At 70.5% G+C, this 19275-nt stretch carries 16 protein-coding genes and 1 pseudogene; 5 read left to right on the top strand and 12 right to left on the bottom strand.

The genetic code is table 11. The annotated features are described in order from the left end of the window. Nucleotides 1–154 precede the first annotated feature (154 nt). On the top strand, nucleotides 155–889 hold the full coding sequence (locus ACIDOCELLA78_RS92830; protein WP_249676341.1) for a hypothetical protein: 735 nt from the start codon (nucleotides 155–157) through the stop codon (nucleotides 887–889). Nucleotides 890–919: 30 nt separating this feature from the next. Here the strand turns inward: ACIDOCELLA78_RS92830 and ACIDOCELLA78_RS92825 are convergent, their stop codons facing one another. From ACIDOCELLA78_RS92825 to adh, 7 genes are all read right to left on the bottom strand, one after another. After that, on the bottom strand, nucleotides 920–1087 hold the full coding sequence (locus ACIDOCELLA78_RS92825; protein WP_249676338.1) for a response regulator transcription factor: 168 nt from the start codon (nucleotides 1085–1087) through the stop codon (nucleotides 920–922). Then, nucleotides 1027–1680: a hypothetical protein gene (locus ACIDOCELLA78_RS92820; protein WP_249676333.1), complete on the bottom strand. Its 654-nt coding sequence runs from the start codon at nucleotides 1678–1680 to the stop codon at nucleotides 1027–1029. Before ACIDOCELLA78_RS92820 ends, ACIDOCELLA78_RS92825 begins: the two co-directional genes overlap by 61 nt. A 315-nt stretch (nucleotides 1681–1995) precedes the next feature. Further along, nucleotides 1996–2436 carry a c-type cytochrome gene (locus ACIDOCELLA78_RS92815; protein ID WP_201729320.1) on the bottom strand — a complete coding sequence of 147 codons (441 nt, stop codon included), beginning with the start codon at nucleotides 2434–2436 and terminating at the stop codon, nucleotides 1996–1998. Between the two features lie 27 nt (nucleotides 2437–2463). After that, nucleotides 2464–3186, bottom strand: a complete 723-nt coding sequence (locus tag ACIDOCELLA78_RS92810) for an ABC transporter substrate-binding protein (protein ID WP_249676330.1) — start codon at nucleotides 3184–3186, stop codon at nucleotides 2464–2466. Between the two features lie 166 nt (nucleotides 3187–3352). Then, nucleotides 3353–5065: a methanol/ethanol family PQQ-dependent dehydrogenase gene (locus ACIDOCELLA78_RS92805; protein ID WP_201729318.1), complete on the bottom strand. Its 1713-nt coding sequence runs from the start codon at nucleotides 5063–5065 to the stop codon at nucleotides 3353–3355. Nucleotides 5066–5127: 62 nt separating this feature from the next. Beyond that, nucleotides 5128–5523: a DUF779 domain-containing protein gene (locus tag ACIDOCELLA78_RS92800; protein ID WP_201729317.1), complete on the bottom strand. Its 396-nt coding sequence runs from the start codon at nucleotides 5521–5523 to the stop codon at nucleotides 5128–5130. A gap of 2 nt (nucleotides 5524–5525) precedes the next feature. Continuing rightward, nucleotides 5526–7058, bottom strand: coding sequence for an aldehyde dehydrogenase (gene adh / locus ACIDOCELLA78_RS92795; RefSeq protein WP_201729316.1), 1533 nt, complete (start codon nucleotides 7056–7058; stop codon nucleotides 5526–5528). A gap of 285 nt (nucleotides 7059–7343) precedes the next feature. Between adh and ACIDOCELLA78_RS92790 the strand changes: the two genes are divergently transcribed. Continuing rightward, on the top strand, nucleotides 7344–9311 hold the full coding sequence (locus tag ACIDOCELLA78_RS92790; RefSeq protein WP_201729315.1) for a sigma-54-dependent Fis family transcriptional regulator: 1968 nt from the start codon (nucleotides 7344–7346) through the stop codon (nucleotides 9309–9311). A gap of 10 nt (nucleotides 9312–9321) precedes the next feature. Here ACIDOCELLA78_RS92790 and ACIDOCELLA78_RS92785 read toward each other — a convergent pair whose 3' ends face one another. From ACIDOCELLA78_RS92785 to ACIDOCELLA78_RS92770, 4 genes and pseudogenes are all read right to left on the bottom strand, one after another. Next, nucleotides 9322–10212, bottom strand: a complete 891-nt coding sequence (locus ACIDOCELLA78_RS92785; RefSeq protein ID WP_201729314.1) for an N-formylglutamate amidohydrolase — start codon at nucleotides 10210–10212, stop codon at nucleotides 9322–9324. Between the two features lie 281 nt (nucleotides 10213–10493). After that, the gene (locus ACIDOCELLA78_RS92780; protein ID WP_201729313.1) at nucleotides 10494–10910 is read right to left on the bottom strand and encodes a DUF4168 domain-containing protein; all 417 of its coding nucleotides are present in this window, start codon (nucleotides 10908–10910) and stop codon (nucleotides 10494–10496) included. Nucleotides 10911–11123: 213 nt separating this feature from the next. Continuing rightward, nucleotides 11124–14557, bottom strand: a pseudogene (gene mfd / locus ACIDOCELLA78_RS92775) (transcription-repair coupling factor). Beyond that, complete coding sequence (locus ACIDOCELLA78_RS92770; RefSeq protein WP_201729312.1) at nucleotides 14554–14862, bottom strand: succinate dehydrogenase assembly factor 2; 309 nt, start codon at nucleotides 14860–14862, stop codon at nucleotides 14554–14556. Before ACIDOCELLA78_RS92770 ends, mfd begins: the two are co-directional and overlap by 4 nt. 42 nt (nucleotides 14863–14904) lie before the next feature. On the opposite strand from ACIDOCELLA78_RS92770, the gene recG reads away from it, so the two are divergent. Beyond that, the gene (recG, locus tag ACIDOCELLA78_RS92765; protein WP_201729311.1) at nucleotides 14905–16968 is read left to right on the top strand and encodes an ATP-dependent DNA helicase RecG; all 2064 of its coding nucleotides are present in this window, start codon (nucleotides 14905–14907) and stop codon (nucleotides 16966–16968) included. After that, nucleotides 16965–17402, top strand: a complete 438-nt coding sequence (locus ACIDOCELLA78_RS92760) for an NUDIX hydrolase (protein WP_201729310.1) — start codon at nucleotides 16965–16967, stop codon at nucleotides 17400–17402. The genes recG and ACIDOCELLA78_RS92760 overlap by 4 nt, the downstream gene beginning before the upstream one ends. Here ACIDOCELLA78_RS92760 and msrP read toward each other — a convergent pair. Continuing rightward, complete coding sequence (msrP, locus tag ACIDOCELLA78_RS92755) at nucleotides 17395–18393, bottom strand: protein-methionine-sulfoxide reductase catalytic subunit MsrP (RefSeq protein WP_201729309.1); 999 nt, start codon at nucleotides 18391–18393, stop codon at nucleotides 17395–17397. The genes ACIDOCELLA78_RS92760 and msrP overlap by 8 nt on opposite strands. A gap of 99 nt (nucleotides 18394–18492) precedes the next feature. Between msrP and mazG the strand changes: the two genes are divergently transcribed. After that, complete coding sequence (gene mazG, locus ACIDOCELLA78_RS92750; RefSeq protein ID WP_201729308.1) at nucleotides 18493–19275, top strand: nucleoside triphosphate pyrophosphohydrolase; 783 nt, start codon at nucleotides 18493–18495, stop codon at nucleotides 19273–19275.

The following is a 19275-nucleotide window of genomic DNA, read 5'->3' as shown; positions in this document are numbered from 1 at the left end:
TGCCGATCGGGAGGCGGTGGGGAAACAAGCCGCTGTCAGTACTTTAAGCCGGGATCATGAAGCAACGCCTTAACCGCACACGGTTAAGGCGAATTTTTTGATTAATTGATATTTTTAGTTGTTGTTTAGATAAATCTGGTGTTAATTTTAAGCAATGAGTTACGAGGTCGCACAGCCTGACGAGCGGATGAGCATCGGCAATCCCAATCTGATGTCGTGGCGGGCCATGGGCGCGCTGGTGGCGGTTCGGCGGGAAGTGACGCGCCGGCTGGGGGCGACGCCGGACCCGCTGAGCGTTCTCGCCGCGGTGGTGATCGCGTTCGCGACGCTGTGGTCCGGCGCGGAGCTGAGCGGGCTGACCGGCAACGCCATCGCGCTGAGCATCGCCCCGGTGGCGGTGGCGCCGCAATCGGGCGGCACCGGCAAGGCGTTCTGCCAGATGCCGGCGGGGGGCGCGGCCGGCGACTGGGCGTTTCCCGCCTATGCCTGCGGCGCCGACGGGATCGCCGGGCCGGACGGGCCGGTGAGTGCGGCGCCGTTCACCGACGGGCGGATGATCGTGGAACGGCGTTATGGCGCGTCGTCGATCTATGCGGTGATGATGGCCAATACCGGCAGTTTCGCGGGGCCGGGCGCGAGCGGCGCGGAGTTCCGCGACGGCTACGCGTTCAACCGCGTCTTTCTCGCGGCGACCGGGCTTTCGGTCACTACCCTGTCGCGCCAGTGCGAGGCGGGGTTCAGCCCGGCGCCGCAGACGATCGACAATCCGGCCCCGTTCGGCGCCGGGCAGGCGAGCTATGCGCCCGGCACGCCGGCGATGACGCCGGAGGGCGGGTTCGTCTGTGGCAACACCCATATCATCGACGGCGATCTCGACCTGCCCGATTAGAGCACGCAGGCGCAAGGCGGGGTCGGGCGATCAGGCGCGCAACAGGGCGGTTTGCGCCTTGTAGACCGCCTCGGTGCGGTTGGTCGCGCCGATCTTGCGCATGATGTTCTTGATGTGGACCTTCACCGTGCTTTCGCTCACGCCGAGTTCGTAGGCGATGATCTTGTTGGCCTTGCCGCGGCGCAGATAGGAGAACACCAGGCGCTGGCGGGGGGTGAGGAAATCATCGTCGTCGAGGGCGGCGGGGGACGGTCGGCCGCATCGTCGAGCAGGAGTTCGACGGGGGCGAACCGGCCGCCGGCCTGGACGAAGCGCAGCGCCGCCGCGGCGAGCGGCAGGCCGATCCGGCTGGTGGGGACGAAGCCCTGCGCGCCCTCGCCGAACAGGCGGCGGACGAAACAGGGATCGGTCGGTTCGGCGGAATCGTGCAGCACGACGATCGGCGTTTCGGGGCAGGCGGAATGAAGCGCGCCGATATCGGCGAGGACCGGCATCGCCGCCCTGCCCTCGCCATGGGCGTGGCAGAGCAGCAGGTCATATCCGGCACCGGCGGCGCCGATGCATTCGGCGGCGGTGGTGAAGCCCTGCACCGCGAAATCGTTGCCCGCCGCGCCGAGCGCGCCGGCGAGGCATTCACGCGTCAGCCGCGACGAATCGACAAGCCCGACCCGCACGCGGGCGACGGGGCGCGGCAGCGGGACGGGTTGCGGCCGGGACCGCTCGTTCGCGCGCGCGAGAAAGGGGACAAACGGCTGCTCGCCGCGCTCCTGCTCCATGTCATTCCGTTGCATGTCGGCTCACCTTCGATGATTGCGGAAACCAGATGATTCACATGAATGATCAATATGTTTCGATCTTTCGATCTCGTATCAATATATAATAATATTTTCAGTAATGGGATGAAAAATTGTAAGTCTTGGTGACAGAGGATGACATCTCGGCCGCGCGCGGCGCGGATTGGGGCGGCGGCTGTCCGGCGAGGGTGGCGGGCGGCGGGAGCGCCGCGGGTGACCCGATAAGGATGAGGCTCCAAGTGGAGGATTGGGCGAAGTGAAGGATTGCGCCGCCGCCCGGCGCGCCGGGCGGGCGGCGGGGCGGTGCGTGGGTTACTTGACCTGCGAGACCAGCTTCGCAGTCGAGGCGCCGGCGGCGGCGTAGGTGAGCGCCGTGCCGCCGGCGGGGTAGCCGTTGCGGCTCAGGATGAAGGCCATGATGTCGGCATAGTCCTTGTGCGAGAGGCTGCCGGGGGCGCCGGCGGGCATCTGCTGGGACAGTTCGTCGAAGATCGCGGCGACGGTGTAGTTGTTCGAGGCGCTGGCGAAGCCCTGGCCGACCAGGGCGGGACCGCTGATGCCCTGGAGGTTGGCGCCGTGGCACATCGAGCAATGGGCTTCGAAGGTGGCGTGGCCGGCGGCGGCCTGGGCCTTGGTGTAGAGCGCGGGCAACGGCGCCGCGGCGGCGATGGCGACGCTGCCGGTGGCGGCCACGAGGCCGGCGAGCAGGCGCGCATGCGGGCGGCGCAGGGAGCGGGAGAGACGTTCGAGCATCGGGGCAGTCCTTTCGAGCGGAAGGCGTCAGGGCGTGTGGTAGGGAGCGATCAGGCGGGCCAGGGTGCCGGCTTTCGCGAGGCGGGCGAGTGCCGCATCGAATCGGTGCGCGACGGCGCGGCCGGCGGGAGTCGGCGCGTGGAGGGCGACGACCGACCAGTTCGCGTGCGGCTGGCGCAGGGCGCGCTGGTGGAGCGGCATGTGGTTTTTCGCCAGCGCCTGTTCGAGCAGCGGCTGCCAGAGCAGGGCGTAGGCGACCTCGTGCCGGCCGAGGGCGGCGAGCACGCTCGCGGGCGTGGAATATTGGTGCGCGGCGAGGCGGGCGCCGGGGCCCGCGCTGAAATAGGTCGTCGGCACGGTGAGATAGACGACGCCGACCTGCGTGCCCGGCTTCAGGCTGGAGAAAGCGGGCGGCGGGGTTGCGCCGGCGATGACGAAGCCGGTGCGCAGATAGGGGCGGGTGGCGGCGACGCCGGGCGGCAGAACCGGATGGCCGGTCTCGACCGGGAAACCCATCACCAGGTCGCAGCGCTTGACCAGCCCGGCAAAGAAGCGGGGCTTCTTCGCGTTCAGCGCATCGGAGCCATCGCGCGTGTCGATGGAGACGATTCGCGGGGTGGCGCCCTCGATCCGGCCGATGGCGGCGGCGAGCGCGCGATCGACCCCGTGCAGGGGATTGGCGCGGTCGATGCAGACCGAGGGGCCGGACGAGGCGAGCGCCGGGGCGATGCCGGCGGCCGCGAGCAGCAAGCCGGCCAGCGCCGTGCGGAGATGACCCGGCCGCTGACGCGGCCAGAGGGCGGAGCGAAAAACCGGCCGCAGGAGCGGCCGAAGGGCGGAGCGAAAAACCGGCCGCAGGAGCGGCCGGAGGGCGGAGCGAAAAACCGGCCGCCGAAGCGGCCGGGGTGACAGACGATCAACCATTGAGCGCGAAGACGTGGAGCTGGCCACCGCGCGGCGCCTTGGCGAGCGAGGCGCCGAGCTTGCCCGACCACAGCGGCCACACGCCGCCCCAGCCCGACCAGACCGCGACATACTGCTTGCCGTCGACCTTGTAGGAGATCGGATTGGCGATCACGCCGGAGCCGAGATAGGGGCTCTTCCAGAGGATTTTTCCGGTTTTCGCGTTGAAGGCGTAGAGGTGACCGTCGGTCGTGCCGGAGAAGACGAGGCCGCCGGAGGTCGCCATCGCGCCGCCATCCCACGGCTCCTTGGTGGCGTGCTGCCAGACCTGCTTGCCGGTGGACAGGTTGATCGCCTGGATCGAACCCATGTGGTGCGGCGAGGCGGGGTCGGGCTTCATCTCGAAGGTTTCGCCGAGATAGGGCAGGCCCGCGGCGTAGCTGACCGGCGCGCCCTTCATCGTCATGCAGGCGTGCAGGGTGGGGACATAGGCCATGTTGGTCGCGGGATCGACCGCGCCGGGCCACCAGTTCTTGCCGCCGAGGAAGCTCGGGCAGGTGAAGATCTGCTTGTCGAGCGCGGGCTGGAGTTTCGGGTTGTTGACGGCGTGGCCATCCTTGATCCCGGTGATCGAGGTGTCGTGCACGAAGGGCACGGCGTAGATCAGCTTTCCGGTCTCGCGGTTGATCGCGTAGAAATAGCCGTTGCGGTTCGCCTCGACCAGGGCGTGGTAGGGCTTGCCCTTGACGGTGATGTCGGCGAGCTGGGCGGTGTTCACACCGTCATAGTCCCAGGTGTCGTTGCGGGTGTACTGGTAGTGCCACTTGATCGCGCCGGTGTTGGGGTCGATCGCGATGACGCTGTCGGAATAGAGGTTGTGGCCGGGGCGCATCGAGGCGAGCCACGGGCCGGGATTGCCCACACCCCAGAAGAGTTCCTTGGTTTTCGGATCGTAGGTGCCGGTCATCCACGGGCTGCCGCCGCCATGCTTGTAGGCGCCGGCCGGCCAGGTCTTGCCGCCGGGCTCGGTCGGCGAGGGGATGGTGTGGGTTTTCCAGAGCAGCTTGCCGGTCTGTGCGTCGAGCCCGACGATGAAGCCGCGGGCGCCGTATTCGCCGCCGCCGGCGCCGATGATCACTTTACCGTCGACGACCAGCGGGGCCTCGGAGATCGAGTAGCCGATACCCGGCTTTTCGAGGGCGACGTTCCACAGAACCTTGCCGGTTTTCGCATCGAAGGCGAGGACGTGATTGTCCAGCGTGCCCATGAAGACTTCGTTGCCATAGACGGCGACGCCGCGATTGTTGGTGTCGCAGCAGATCGTCTTCAGCGCGGCCTTGGGAAGATCGTAGTCGTATTCCCAGAGTTTCTGGCCGGTCTTGGCGTTGAAGGCGATGAGATGATCGAGCGGGGTGGTGGCGAACATGTAGTCGCCATTGACGATCGGCGTGCCTTCGAAACCGTCGGGGATGTCGATTTTCGCGGACGACCAGGCGGCCTTGAGGTTGTGGACGTTCTTCGTGTTGATCTGCGCGAAGGGCGCGTAGTCGTCGCCGGCGTAGCTGCGGTTGTACATCAGCCAGCCATTGGAGGCGGAGGCGCCATCGAGCCGGGCCTGGGTGACGCTCGGATAGGCGGGCTGGGCCGCGGCGGCGCCGGCGGCGAGCAGCGTGCCGGCGAGCGCGCCGAGCAGCGCGGTTCCGGTTCTGGCGAGTCGTGACTTCATGAAGGTCTCCCTAAGAGTTTCTGGTGTTGTGAGGGTTGAAGGAGCGGCGCTTCTGCGCGCCGTCAGGCTTGGGGAGCCCGGGCGGCGGCGGCGACGTTTGCCGCGGCGGCCTCGTTCGGAAACAGCCGCGAGCGCACATGAAAGCGCAGCCCGGTGCCGTTGTCGAGCGAGAACATCCCGCCGATGCCGGCGACGACGTCGATGACGAGCTGGGTGTGACGCCAGTACTCGAACTGCGACGCGCCGATATGGAACGGCGCGCCGCCGATGCTCCCGAGGCAGATATCGTCCGGGGAAACGACGAAATCCGCCTGCGGGTAGCACATCGGCGCCGAACCGTCGCAGCAGCCGCCCGACTGGTGGAACAGGACCGGGCCATGGCGCGCCGTGAGTTCGGCGATCAGCGCGAGGGCCGATGGCGTCGCGATCACGCGCGGGGGATGATCCGGTCCTGTCATGGTCAGAAGAAGCCCAGCTTCTTCGGGTCGTAGCTGACCAGCATGTTCTTGGTCTGCTGGTAGTGGTCGAGCATCATCCGGTGGGTTTCGCGGCCGATGCCGGACTGCTTGTAGCCGCCGAAGGCCGCGTGCGCCGGGTAGAGGTGGTAGCAATTGGTCCAGACGCGGCCGGCCTTGATGTTGCGGCCGAAGCGGTAGGCGCGGTTGGCATCGCGCGTCCACACCCCGGCGCCGAGGCCGTAGAGCGTGTCGTTGGCGATGGCGAGGGCCTCGTCCTCATCCTTGAACGTGGTGACGGAGACGACGGGGCCGAAGATTTCCTCCTGGAAGATCCGCATCCGGTTGTGGCCGCGGAAGATGGTGGGCTGGATGTAGAACCCGTCCGCCAGCTCGCCGCCGAGGGCGGCGCGGCCGCCGCCGGTGAGCACTTCGGCACCTTCCTGGCGGCCGATGTCGAGATAGGAGAGGATCTTCTCGACCTGCTCGCTGGAGGCCTGGGCGCCGACCATCGTCGCCGCATCGAGCGGGCTGCCCTGGCGGATCGCCTGCACGCGGGGGACGGCGCGCTCCATGAAGCGGTCGTAGAGGCTTTCGTGGATCAGCGCGCGCGAGGGGCAGGTGCAGACCTCGCCCTGGTTCAGCGCGAACATCGCGAAGCCTTCCAGCGCCTTGTCGAGGAAGTCGTCATCCTCGGCGGCGACGTCGGCGAAGAAGATGTTGGGCGACTTGCCGCCGAGTTCCAGCGTGACCGGGATGAGGTTGTGGCTGGCGTATTGCATGATGAGCCGGCCGGTCGTGGTCTCGCCGGTGAAGGCGATCTTGGCGATTCGCGGCGAGGAGGCGAGCGGCTTGCCGGCTTCGAGACCGAAGCCGTTGACCACGTTGAGCACGCCGGGGGGCAGCAGGTCGGCGATCAGCTCGACGAGGACGAGGATGCTCACCGGGGTCTGCTCGGCGGGCTTGAGGACGACGCAGTTGCCCGCCGCCAGCGCCGGGGCGAGCTTCCAGACCGCCATCAGGATCGGGAAGTTCCAGGGGATGATCTGGCCGACGACGCCGAGCGGCTCGTGGAAGTGATAGGCCACGGTGTTGTGGTCGATTTCCGAGAGCGAGCCTTCCTGGGCGCGGATGCAGCCGGCGAAATAGCGGAAATGGTCGATGGCGAGCGGGATGTCGGCCGCGGTGGTCTCGCGGATCGGCTTGCCGTTGTCGATCGTCTCGACATAGGCGAGGAGGGCGAGATTTTCCTCCATCCGGTCGGCGATGCGGTTGAGCATCAGCGCGCGCTCGGCCGGGGCAGTGCGGCCCCAGGCATCGGCGGCGGCGTGGGCGGCGTCGAGGGCGAGGTTGATGTCCGCCTCGCCGGAGCGGGCGACCTCGGTGAAGGGGTGGCCGGTCACCGGGGTGACGTTGGCGAAGTAGCGCCCGTCGAGCGGGGCTGTGAAGCGGCCGCCGATGAAATTGTCGTAGCGGGGCTTGAAGGCGAAGCCGCCGGGAGCGGTTCCGGGCGAGGGACGGATGGCGCCGTCGGGCATGGTCTGGTCCTCCTTCTGGCGGCCTCGGGACGGGCCGCGCCGATTGTTTCGCAGGATGATGAGCAAATGCCGTGCCAAAGCCGCGACATGGCGCGGCGCGGGGGTTTGGCGGCCGGGAGCGGCGATGCCGGGGCGGCGGGACGTCCCGATCGGGGACACTGTCCCAAAACGGGACGTGTCGCATTGTTCCGTTGCGCCGCCGGGACGCCGGGCCTAGTGTCAGGCAAACATGACGCGGCCGCGAAAAGGCCGCGCGAGCGAGGAAACGCAGGACGGACGCCGCCGATGGACCATCATTCCGCACAACACGAGGACAGGCCGGCGCGGTTGCGGGCCGGCAAGGAGCGGCTCTGCGCCGGGCTGGACGGGGCGGCGCCGAACGCGCTGCTGGCGCGCTCGTGGCAGCGCTGCGTCAGCGCCGGGCTGGCGCCGGATCTCGGCGCGCGGGAGGCGCCGCATCTGGACGGGGTGGAGCTGCGCGAGGCGCGCGAGCGGGTTTCCGACCTCGCACTGCGGGCGCGGCCGATCATCGACTATCTCTACGGGCAGATCAGGGATTCCGGCTGCGTCGTGCTGCTGTCGGGCCCGGACGGGTTCCTGCTGGACGCGGTGGGCGATGCGAGCTTCACCGGGCGGGCGGCGAAGGTGGCGCTGCTGCCGGGGGCGAGCTGGGCGGAAGCGGACCGGGGGACCAACGCGGTGGGCACCGCGCTGATCGAGGCGGCGCCGGTCGTCGTTCACGGCGCGGAGCATTTCCTGGAGCGGAACAATTTTCTCGCCTGCGCCGCCTCGCCGCTGATCGCCTCGACCGGCGAGCTGCTCGGCGTGATCGACATTTCCTGCGACCAGCGGGTGTATCATCCGCACACGTTCGGCCTGGTGCGGGCGGCGGCGCAGATGATCGAGACCAGGATGTTCGAGATGTCACATCTGCGTGACATCAAGCTGCGGTTTCACACGGCGCGGCAGGGGATCGGCACGCCGGGCGAGGCGGCGGTGGCGCTGGGCGGCGACGGCACGCTGCGCGGGGCGAACGGCGTGGCGATGGAGATGCTGGGGCTGCGGCGGAAGGATCTGGGGGCGGCGCCGGTGAGCGCGTTCTTTCACGACACGCTGGAGGCGCTGCTGGCGCGCGAGCGGCGCGGCGGCGGCGAGCCGGTGGAGCTGCGCGGGCCGGACGGGCGGCGGCTGTTCCTGCGCATCGACATGCCGCGCGCGCCGCGGGCGCCGCGGGCGGCGACGATCTGGCCGAGCGACGCGCTGGCCGCACTGGAGACCGGCGATGCGCTGGTGGCGCGGGCGATCGGCCAGGCGCGGCGGGCGCTGGGGCGGGCGATCCCGATCCTGATCCATGGCGAGACCGGGGTGGGCAAGGACGTGATGGCAAGGGCGATCCACGCCTCGGGGCCGCGGCGGGGCGGGCCGTTCGTCGCCGTCAACTGCGCGGCGCTGCCGGAGACGATGATCGAGGCGGAGCTGTTCGGCTACGGGCCCGGCGCCTTTACCGGGGCGCGGCGCGAGGGCGCGCCGGGGCGCATCCGCGAGGCGGCGGGGGGCGTGCTGTTCCTCGACGAGATCGGCGACATGCCGCTGGCGATGCAGACGCGGCTGCTGCGGGTGCTGGAGGAGCGGGTGGTGACGCCGCTGGGCGGCAAGCCGGTGGCGGTGGATTTCGCGCTGCTCTGCGCCACCAACCGCGACCTGCGGCGGGCGGTGGCCGAGGGGCGGTTCCGCGCCGACCTGTTCTACCGGATCAACGGGCTCGGCATCACCCTGCCGCCGCTGCGCCAGCGCGCCGACCTCGACGCGCTGATCGGGCGGATTCTCGGCGGCGAGGGCGAGGCCGGGGCGCGGCGGCTGGCACCGTCGCTGCGCGCGGCGTTCGGCGCCTATCACTGGCCGGGCAATATCCGCCAGCTCGCCAATGTGCTGCGGATCGGCCAGTCGATGTGCGATCCGGAGGAGAGCGAGATCGGCTGGGAGCATCTGCCGGACGACGTGGCCGAGGAGCTGCGCGGCGGCGCGGCGGGCGGACAGGATGGGGTCGGGCAGGATGGGGCCGGGTCCGACGCGATGATGGCGGCGGGCCGGATGGCGACGGGCGGGGCGGCGTCGCTGCGCGAGGGGTCGGACCAGCTGATCCTGCGCGCGATCGAGGCGGCGGAGGGGAACATGAGCCGGGCGGCGCGGCGGCTCGGCATCAGCCGCAACACGCTCTATCGCCGGCTCGCGCAGATCCGCGCCACGGGCTGAGGACGACGCCCTACAGCAGGGCGGGGATGGCGGCGGCGAGGGTTGCGAACAGGCGGGTGAGGCCCGCTTGCAGCGCCGCGAAGCCGGGGCCGCGGAGGAGTTCCGCCTCGTCCATGTAGAGCGCGCGGGCGATCTCGATCTGCACGACATGGACGTGCTCGCGCGGGCGGCCATAGTGGCGGGTGACATAGCCGCCGGCATAGGGATCGTTGCGGCGGAGGATGAAGCCCTCGCCGCGCAGCGCCTGTTCGACCAGCTGCACGATCGGCCGGGCGCAGGCGGCACCGTGCAGGTCGCCCACCACGATGTCAGGCCCGTGGCCGTGGGCGATGCCGGGCAGGCGCGGCATCGAATGGATGTCGAGCAGGAGGCAGGCGCCGAAGGCGGCGCGGGTTTCGGCGATCAGCCCGGCAAGGGCGGCGTGATAGGGGCGCCAGCAGGCTTCGATCCGCGCCACCGCCTCGGCGAAGCGGAGCTTGCCGCGGTAGATCGGCTCGCCGGAGGCGACGACGCGGGCGATGGTGCCGAGGCCGGCGGCGACGCGGGGGCTGGCCACGTTGACATAGGGCGGCAGCTTATCCGCGAACATCGCCGGGTCGAGCTCCCAGGGCTCGCGATTGACGTCGCACCAGGCGCGGGGGAAGCGGGCGGCGAGCAGCGGCAGGCCGAGGCCGGGGGCGCCGGCGCACAGCTCGTCGACAAAGCAGTCCTCGCTCTTGCGCAGGGCGCGGGAATCGAGCCGGGAGAGGGCGAGGAAATCGGGCGCATAGGCGCGGCCGGAATGCGGCGAGGCGATGACGAGCGGGGCTGTCTGGCGCGGCGGGCGGGTGAGGATGCAGGGGCCGGGGTCCGCATCGGCGCGGGCGGCGGCGGGTTCGGAGCGCGGGGAAGCCAGATCCATGACGGATCATAAAGCCGATGCGGCGGCGCGCGGTCAATGACGCGGCGACCGCCGGGCCGATGCAGATCAAGCAGCGCCGGCGACCGCCGGGCCGATGCAGATCAAGCGGCGCCGGCGACCGCCGGGCCGGCGCAGATCAAGCGGCGCCGGCGACCGCCGGGCCGGCGCAGATCAAGCGGCGCCGGCGACCGCCGGACCGGCGCAGATCAAGCGGCGCCGGCGACCGCCGGGCCGGCGCCAGCTTCCAGCGGCGCGGGCGCGGCGATCAGGGCGTCAGGCGGTCATTTCTGGGGGGAGAGTCCGGCTGCGGCGAAGAGCCGGGCGCGCAAAGCCGGGTTCTGCCGGGCCTCGGCCAGCACCTGGTCGTATTGCCGTACCGTAAGGCCCTGCGCGGTGATCGCGGCGCTCGCCTTGTCCTTCGCGGCGGCGATCAGGCGCTGCTTGCCGGCGGGATCGGTGGTTTGGGCGAGTTTCGCGCCATAGGTGTGATTGATGTCGAGCACCTGGTGCAGCGCCTTGCCGGCCTTGGCGACGGTTTGCGGCGAGGCGGCGGGGGCGGCTTGCATCGAGCCGGTGGTGGGCGCCGGCATCGGGGTGGGGGCGCTTTGCGGCGCGGTCGCGGCGAAAGCGGGGGATGCCCCGAGGGCGGCGGCGAACAGGGCGACGGCGCCGGCGCGGAAAAGGGTTTGGTCTGTCATGGCAGATCCTCCGTGGAGTGTCCGCCGCGGTCGGGCAGTGAGAGCAGCTTCCGGCGCGCGGCAGCGAACTTCACGGCCGCGCGGCGGCGGCGGGCCGCACGGCCGCCGCGCGGCCGTGGACCGGGGCGGCCGAGGAGCGGCCGCCTTCCTCACGCAAAGATGAGGACCGGGGCCGCCGGGACAAGTTTCGATTTGTTTAGTTACGCCGCCGGATCATGCGGCTTTCGACTGGTCGAGAATCCGCTGGAGATTGGCCACGATGTCCCGCGCGGCGGCGAGGCGGGCCTTCACGTCCATCTCGCGGACCATGACCAGCTTGTGGTCCGGGCGCAGGCGGAGCAGGCCGGCGCGGGTGGCGAGCCAGGAGACGAGGCCGCCGGGATTGGCGAATTCGTTGCCGCGGAAGGCGACGACCATGCCCTTCGGCCCGGCCTCCAGCTTCTCGACGCCGACGGCGCGGCAGGCGCGCTTGAGCGCCACGGTGGCGAGCAGGTTTTCCACCTCCTCGGGCATCGGGCCGAAGCGGTCGACCAGTTCGGCGGCGAGCGCCTCGCTCTCGGCGTCGGTCGCGAGCCCGCCGATGCGGCGGTAGAGGCCGAGGCGGACCGGCAGGTCGGCGACATAGGCTCGGGGATGAGGACGGGCAGGCCGAGGCTGATATTCGGCGTCCAGTCCCGCGCGGCCTCGCGCGATTCGCCGCCGCCGGCAGCCCGCAGCTCGGCCACCGCATCCTCCAGCATCTGCTGATAAAGCTCGATGCCGACCTCGCGGATATGGCCGGACTGCTCGTCGCCCAGCAGGTTGCCGGCGCCGCGCAGGTCGAGATCGTGCGAGGCGAGGGTGAAGCCGGCGCCGAGGGTATCGAGCGTCTGCATCACTTCGAGGCGTTTCTGCGAGGAGGCGGCGAGCGTGTGCGCGGCGGGCCAGGTGAGATAGGCGTAGCCGCGCTGCTTGCCGCGGCCGACGCGGCCGCGCAGCTGGTAGAGCTGGCCGAGGCCGAAGAGATCGGCGCGCCAGATCAGGATGGTGTTCACCGCCGGCATGTCGAGCCCGGATTCGACGATGTTGGTGGCGAGCAGGACGTCGTGCTTGCCCTCGCTGAACTCGGTCATCACCCGCTCGATCTCGGTGGGCGGCAGGCGGCCATGGGCGGTGGCGGTGCGCAGGTCCGGCGCGATCTCGGCCAGGCGCTCGCGCATCCGGTCGATATCCTCGATATGCGGGACGACGCAGAAGATCTGCCCGCCGCGGAAGCGCTCGCGGGCGATGGCCTCGCGGATCACCAGCTTGTCCCACGGCATGATGAAGGTGCGCACGGCGAGGCGGTCGACCGGCGGGGTGGTGATCAGCGAGAGGTCGCGCACGCCGGTGAGCGCGAGCTGGAGGGTGCGGGGGATCGGCGTCGCGGTCAGGGTGAGGACGTGGATGTCCGCCTTGAGCTGCTTGAGCCGTTCCTTGTGGGCGACGCCGAAATGCTGCTCCTCGTCGACGATGAGGAGGGCGAGATCGGCGAAGGCGATGGTTTTGGAGAGCAGCGCGTGGGTGCCGACGACGATGTTCACCGTGCCGTCGGCGAGGCCGGCCTTCACCTTCGCGGTGTCCTTGGCGGAGACGAGGCGGGAGAGCTGCTCGACGCGGATGGGCAGGCCGGCGAAACGCTCGGAGAACAGGCGGTAGTGCTGGCGGGCGAGCAGCGTGGTGGGCACCACCACGGCGACCTGGGCGCCGGACATCGCGGCGATGAAGGCGGCGCGGAGAGCGACCTCGGTCTTGCCGAAGCCGACATCGCCGCAGACCAGGCGGTCCATCGGCTTGCCGGCGGCGAGATCTTCCATGACGTCGGCGATGGCGCGGGCCTGGTCCTCGGTTTCGGTGTAGGGGAAGCGGGCGCAGAATTCGGCGAAGGCGCCATCGTCGGCGGCGAGGATCGCGGCGTCGTGCAGCTTGCGCTCGGCGGCGATGCGGATGAGGCCGGCCGCCATGTCGCGGATGCGGTTGCGGGCCTTGGCCTTGCGCGCCTGCCAGGAGGCGCCGCCCAGGCGGTCGAGCCCGACGCCGGCGGTCTCGCTGCCGAAGCGGGAGAGCATGTCGATGTTCTCGACCGGCAGGAAGAGCTTCTGGTCGCCATCGTAGAGGATGCGCAGGCAGTCATGCGGCGCGCCCTCGACGCTCAGCGTCACCAGACCATCGTAGCGGCCGATGCCGTGATCCTGATGGACGACGAGATCGCCCTCGGCGATTTCGGTGGCGTCGGCGATGAACTGGTCGGCGCGCTGGCGGCGGCGCGGCGGGCGGGCGATGCGCTGGCCGAGCAGGTCCTGCTCGGCGACGATGGCGAGATCGTCGGCGACATAGCCGCGTTCGAGGCCGAGAACGGCGAGCAGCACGGCGTCGCCCTGGGCGATGCGGGCCTCGGCGGCGTTGTCGATCGGGATCGACCGCATGCCGTGGTCGCGCAGCAGGGCGGCGAGACGGTCGCGCGAGCCGGCGGACCAGGCGGCGAGGACGACGCGGCGCCCGGCCTCGCGCCAGCGGGCGGCGAGCAGGCGGAATTCGTCATAGACCGAGGCGATGCCCTGGGCGGAAGCGAGGATGGCGCCGGGACGGCCGCCGGCTTCGACACCCTCGGCCCCGTCGGGCCGGGCGAAGGGGGAGAACACCGTGGCCCCGCGGGCGCGGAGCAGCGTATCGAGGCCGGCGCGGTCGAGATAGAGGCTGGCGGGCGGAATCGGCCGGTAGGGCGCCTCGCCGGCGCGGGGCGGGGCGCGGCGGGCTTCGTAATGATCGGCGATCATCTCGAAGCGGGCGGCGGCGGCCTCCTCGGCCTGGTGGTCGAGGCTGATGGCGGCACCGGGCGCATAGTCGAACACGGTTTCCATCGTCTCGCAGAAGAGCGGGGCGAAATGCTCCATGCCGGGCTGGCGGCGGCCCTCGGAGACGGCCTCGTAGAGCGGGTCGGCCTGCGCCTCGGCGCCGAACATCTCGCGAAAGCCGGTGCGGAAGCGGCTGACCGCCTCGGCATCGAGCGGCAGTTCGGTGGCGGGGCGGAAGGTGAGCTGCGCCAGCGCCTCGCCGCTGCGCTGGGTGCCGGGATCGAAGCGACGGAGCGTGTCCACCGTGTCGCCGAACAGGTCGATGCGGGCGGGGGATGGCTCGCCGGCGGGCCAGACGTCGAAAATGCCGCCGCGCACGGCGAAATCGCCGGGCTCCATCACGGTGCCGACGCGGTGATAGCCGCGCTGTTCGAGGAAGCGGGCGAGATCGTCCGGGGCGGCGGCGCCGCCGGGGGCGATGGTGCGGCTGGCGCCGGCGAAGCGGGCGCGCGGCGGGGTGCGCTGGAGTGCGGCGTTCACCGTGGTCAGCACGATGCGGGTGCCCTTGGCCGGCTCCAGCAGCCGGGCCAGCGCGGCGACGCGATCGGAGACGATGGCCGGGTTGGGCGAGACGCGGTCGTAGGGCAGGCAGTCCCAGGCGGGGAAGCGGATGATTTCGGCGGCGGGGGCGAAGAAGGCGAGCGCGTCCTCCAGCCGGGCGAGGCGGGCATCGTCGCGCGCGATGTGCAGCACCGTGCCGGCCTCGGCGGCGCGGCGGGCGATCAGGTCGGCGTCGAACCCTTCCGGCGCGCCGTAGACGGGAAGCAGGCTCATCGCCCGCGCTTGGCGCCGAACTCGCCCTGGGCGATCTCCGCCGCCTCGTCGCGGATGCGGCGGAGCATGTCCGACTCGGCCTCGGCCGGGACCGGCTTGCGGCCGGTCAGCCAGTCCGCCAGCTCGGCGTCGGGGTGTTCCATCACCGCCTCCAGCGCGTCGAGCGCGTCATCGTCCATCGACCCGATATATTTGCGGGCGAAGCCGCCGATCATCAGGTCGTTTTCATACGTGCCGCGATGGGTGGCCCGGTAGAGCAGCCGGCGGCGGCGCTGTGCCAGCGCCTCGGTCGATACTTCGGTCATGATGGGTTGCGATATAGTGGAGTGCTCCGCCACTGTCAGCCCGTGACCACCAACATCTCCGAGTCGCTGGCGCCGTTGCGGGCCGAGCTTGCCAGCCTGCCGGGAATCGGCCCGAAGCTCGCGGCGCTGATCGCGCGCGCCGTGGGCGGGCCGAGCGTTGGCGACGTGCTGTTTCATCTGCCGCTGCATTTCATCGACCGATCGCGGCATTCGACGCTGGCGGAGGCGGAGCCGGGGATGGTCGCGACGGTGATGGTCGAGGTGGTGCGGCACGAGGCGCCGGCGCGGCAAGGGCAGCCGCACCGGGTGGTGATTCGCGACGCCAGCGGCTTCGGCGAGGTGGTGCTGTTCCACCCCGGGCGGCTGCGGCAGTTTCCGCTGGGGGCGAAGCTGCTGCTGTCGGGCAAGGTCGAGCGGTTCGCCGACCGCCCTACCCTGCCCCATCCCGATTACGTGCTGGCGGCGGCGCAGGCGGCGAGCCTGCCGGCGATCGAGCCGGTGCGGGGGCTGACGGCGGGGCTTTCGGCGCGGGTGATGGCGCGGGCGGTCGAAGGCGCGCTCGCCCGGCTGCCGGAGCTGCCGGAATGGCTGTTGCCCTCCGTGCTGCAAAAGCGGGGCTGGCCGGGCTTTGCCGCGGCGCTGCGGGCGCTGCACGCGCCGGCCGCGATGCCCGGCGATGGCCCGGCGCGGCGGCTGGCCTATGACGAGTTGCTGGCGCGGCAGCTCGCCTTCGCGCTGATCCGCGCGCGGCGGCGGCGGCGGAAGGGGCGCGCCTTTGCCGGCGATGGAAGGCTGCGGGCGGCGGCGCTGGCGCGGTTCGGCTTCGCGCCGACCGCGGCACAGGACGAGGCGCTCGCCGAGATCGACGCCGATCTCGCTTCACCGCACCGGATGCTGCGGCTGTTGCAGGGCGATGTCGGCGCGGGGAAGACGCTGGTGGCGACGCTGGCGATGCTGCGCGTGGTCGAGGCCGGGGCGCAGGCCGCGCTGCTCGCCCCCACCGAATTGCTGGCGCGCCAGCATCTCGCGACACTGGAAAAACTCTGCCCGGTGCCGGTCGCGCTGCTGACCGGCTCGCTCAAGGCCGCAGAGCGGCGGCGCGTGCTGGAAGGGCTCGCCGACGGGTCGATCCCGATCGTGGTCGGCACCCATGCGATTTTCCAGAAGAGCGTCGCGTTCCACGATCTTGGCCTCGCGGTGATCGACGAGCAGCACCGGTTCGGCGTCGGGCAGCGCTTCGCGCTCGGCGCCAAGGGGCGGGCGACGGACATGCTGGTGATGACGGCGACGCCGATTCCGCGCACGCTGCTGCTCTCGCATTGGGGGGAGATGAGCGTGAGCCGGATTCTCGCCAAGCCGGCGGGGCGGCAGCCGATCCGCACCACGCTGCACCCGACGGGGCGGATGGAGGAGATCGTCGCCGCGGTGGCGCGGATGATCCGCCAGGGCGGGCGGGTGTATTGGGTGTGCCCGCTGGTCGCCGAGAGCGAGGCGATGGACATCGCCGCCGCCGAGGCGCGGTTCGCGGCACTCGCAGAGCGGTTCGGCGCGCGGGTGGTGCTGGCGCATGGGCGCCAGCCGATCGAGATTCGGGCGGCGGCGCTGGAGCGCTTCGCCCGCGGCGAGGCGGATATCCTGGTGTCGACCACGGTGATCGAGGTGGGGGTGGACGTGCCGGAGGCGAATGTGATGGTGATCGAGCATGCGGACCGGTTCGGGCTGGCGCAGCTGCACCAGCTGCGCGGGCGGGTGGGGCGTGGGGCGGCGGCGAGTTTCTGCCTGCTGCTGCACGGCGACGAGCTGAGCCAGGCGGCGCGGCGGCGGCTGGCGATCCTGCGGGAGACGGAGGACGGGTTTCGCATCGCCGACGAGGATTTCCGGCTGCGCGGCGGCGGTGACATATTGGGGGCGAAACAGTCCGGCCTGCCCGGCTACCGGCTGGCGGACGCGGAACGCGACGAGGACCTGATTCCGATGGCGCAGAAGGACGCGACATTGCTGCTCGATACCGACCCGCAGCTCGAAACCAGGCGCGGGCGGGCGGCGCGGGTGCTGCTGCACCTGTTCGGGCAGGACCGCGCGATCCGCGCGCTGGTGGCCGGATGAGCCGGGCCTATCCGGAGGCGCCGCGCGTCGGCATCGGGGTGGTGCTGCTGCGCGGCGAGGAGGTGCTGCTGATCCGCCGCGGCCGCAAGCCGGCGCTGGGGGCGTGGAGCCTGCCGGGGGGCGGGCAGGAGCTGGGCGAGACGGCGGAGGCGGCGGCGCGGCGGGAATTGCGCGAGGAGACCGGGCTCGAAGTCGGGGCGCTGATTCTGGCGGCGCATGTCGACTCGATCCATCGCGACGCGGCGCAGCGCATCGAGTTCCATTACACCATTCTCGATTTCGCCGGTCTGTATCAGGGTGGCGAGGCGGTGGCGGGGGATGACGTGACCGACATCGCCTGGGCCAGGGCGGCGGAATTCGACCGCTACGAATTGTGGAGCGAGGCGCGGCGGGTGATCGGCATCGCCCGCCGGCTGCTCGGCGTTGCTACATGAAGAGTTTGCGGTCCTGCTTCATGCCGGCATAGAGCGGGGCCACCCATTTGCCGTAGCCGTTGTAGATTTGCGTCGGCACCACCTCGCCGGTGCCGATGACGCGCTCGCGCGCCTGGCTCCAGCGCAGGGTGGGGTAGTTCGGGTTCACATTGGCCCAGAAGCCGTACATGTCCGGGCTGGTCTTTTCCCAGAAGGTCACCGGCTGGTCCTTGAGGAACTCGATGCGGACGAGGGATTTCGCCGATTTGAAGCCGTATTTCCAGGGCAGCACGACGCGGATCGGCGCGCCGTCCTGCTTTGGCATTTTCGCGCCGTACATGCCGGTGCCGACGAAGGCGAGCTCGTTCATCGCCTCCGCCATGGTCAGGCCCTCGTGATAGGGCCAGGGGAAGAAGGGAATCGACAGGCCCGGCATCACCTTCGGGTCGGCGAGCGAGGTGAAGCGGAGATATTTCGCGCCCGAGAGCGGCTTCGCCAGTTTCACCAGCTCGGCAAGCGGAAAGCCCTCCCAGGGGACGACGAGGGACCAGGCCTCGACACAGCGATGGCGGTAGATGCGGGTTTCGGTGCTGACCTTCTTCATCAGGTCGTCGAAGGAGAGGGTGAAGGGTTTTTCGACCATGCCGTCGATCCGGATGGTCCAGGGTTCGGTGGGGAGTTTCTGGGCCTTGCGCCAGATGTCCTTGTGCAGGCCGAATTCGTAGAAATTGTTGTAGGTTTCGGTGTTGTGGCGGGGGGTGAGGCCGCGCGCGGGGTCGAACCGGGCGGCGGAGGGCGGATAGTCGGCAATGCGATCGCCCGGTTTGGCGTCGGCGAGCGCGATGTTGAGAGGATCGCCCGGTTTGGCGTCGGCCAGCGCGGCGCCGATCTGGCCGAAGCCGAGCATGGCGCCGCCCAGCGTGGCGAGGGCGGCGCGGCGGTTGAGCGCGAGATGCGGGGGTGTTGCATCCCGCTCGGGCAGGGACCAGTCCGGTGTGCGGATGACGTGCATGGTTGTTCTCCTCGGGCGATAGATTACTCTGGTGCGCGAAGGCCATTCATCAACCCGCCGTGACCGCGGCGGGATCACCCATCACAGCTTCGGGACCGCATGACCGACAGACCGATCGACCGCCTCATCGCCGTCATGGCCGCACTGCGGCATCCGGAGACCGGATGCCCGTGGGATCGCGAGCAGGATTTCGCCACCATTGCCCCCTATACGGTCGAGGAGGCCTATGAGGTTGCGGACGCGATCGGAAAAGGCGACGCGGCCGCGCTGCGCGACGAGCTGGGCGACCTGTTGTTCCAGGTGGTCTATCACGCGCGGATGGCGGAGGAGCGCGGCTGGTTCGGCTTCGACGAGGTCGCCGCCGGGATTGCCGACAAGATGATCCGCCGGCATCCGCATGTGTTCGGCGATGCCGAGGCGCGGGATCAGGCGGCGCAGACGCGGGCCTGGGAGGCGGACAAGGCGCGCGAGCGGGCGGCGCGGGCGGAGAGCGGCGTGCTGGATGGCATCGCCACCACGCTGCCGGCGCTGATGCGGGCGCGCAAGCTCGCGGGGCGGGCGGCGCGGGTCGGCTTCGACTGGCCGGATGCCGATTCGGTGCTCGACAAGCTCGACGAGGAGACGGCGGAGCTGCGCGCCGAGCTGGCGGGGGCGGACCCGGCGCGGATCGAGGACGAGCTGGGCGACATGTTCTTCGTGATGGTCAATCTCGCCCGCAAGCTCGGCTGCGATGGCGAGCAGGCGCTGGCGCGGGCGAACGCGAAGTTCGAGCGCCGGTTCCGCGCGGTGGAGGCGCGGCTCGCTGCCGCCGGGACGACGCCGGAGGCGGCCGGGCTCGCCGAGATGGAGGCGCTCTGGCAGGCGGTGAAGCGGGAGGGCTAG

Source organism: Acidocella sp. C78 (assembly GCF_907164655.1).
Note: the sequence above shows the minus strand (reverse complement) of the source record. Positions and strands in the feature narration are given on the sequence as shown.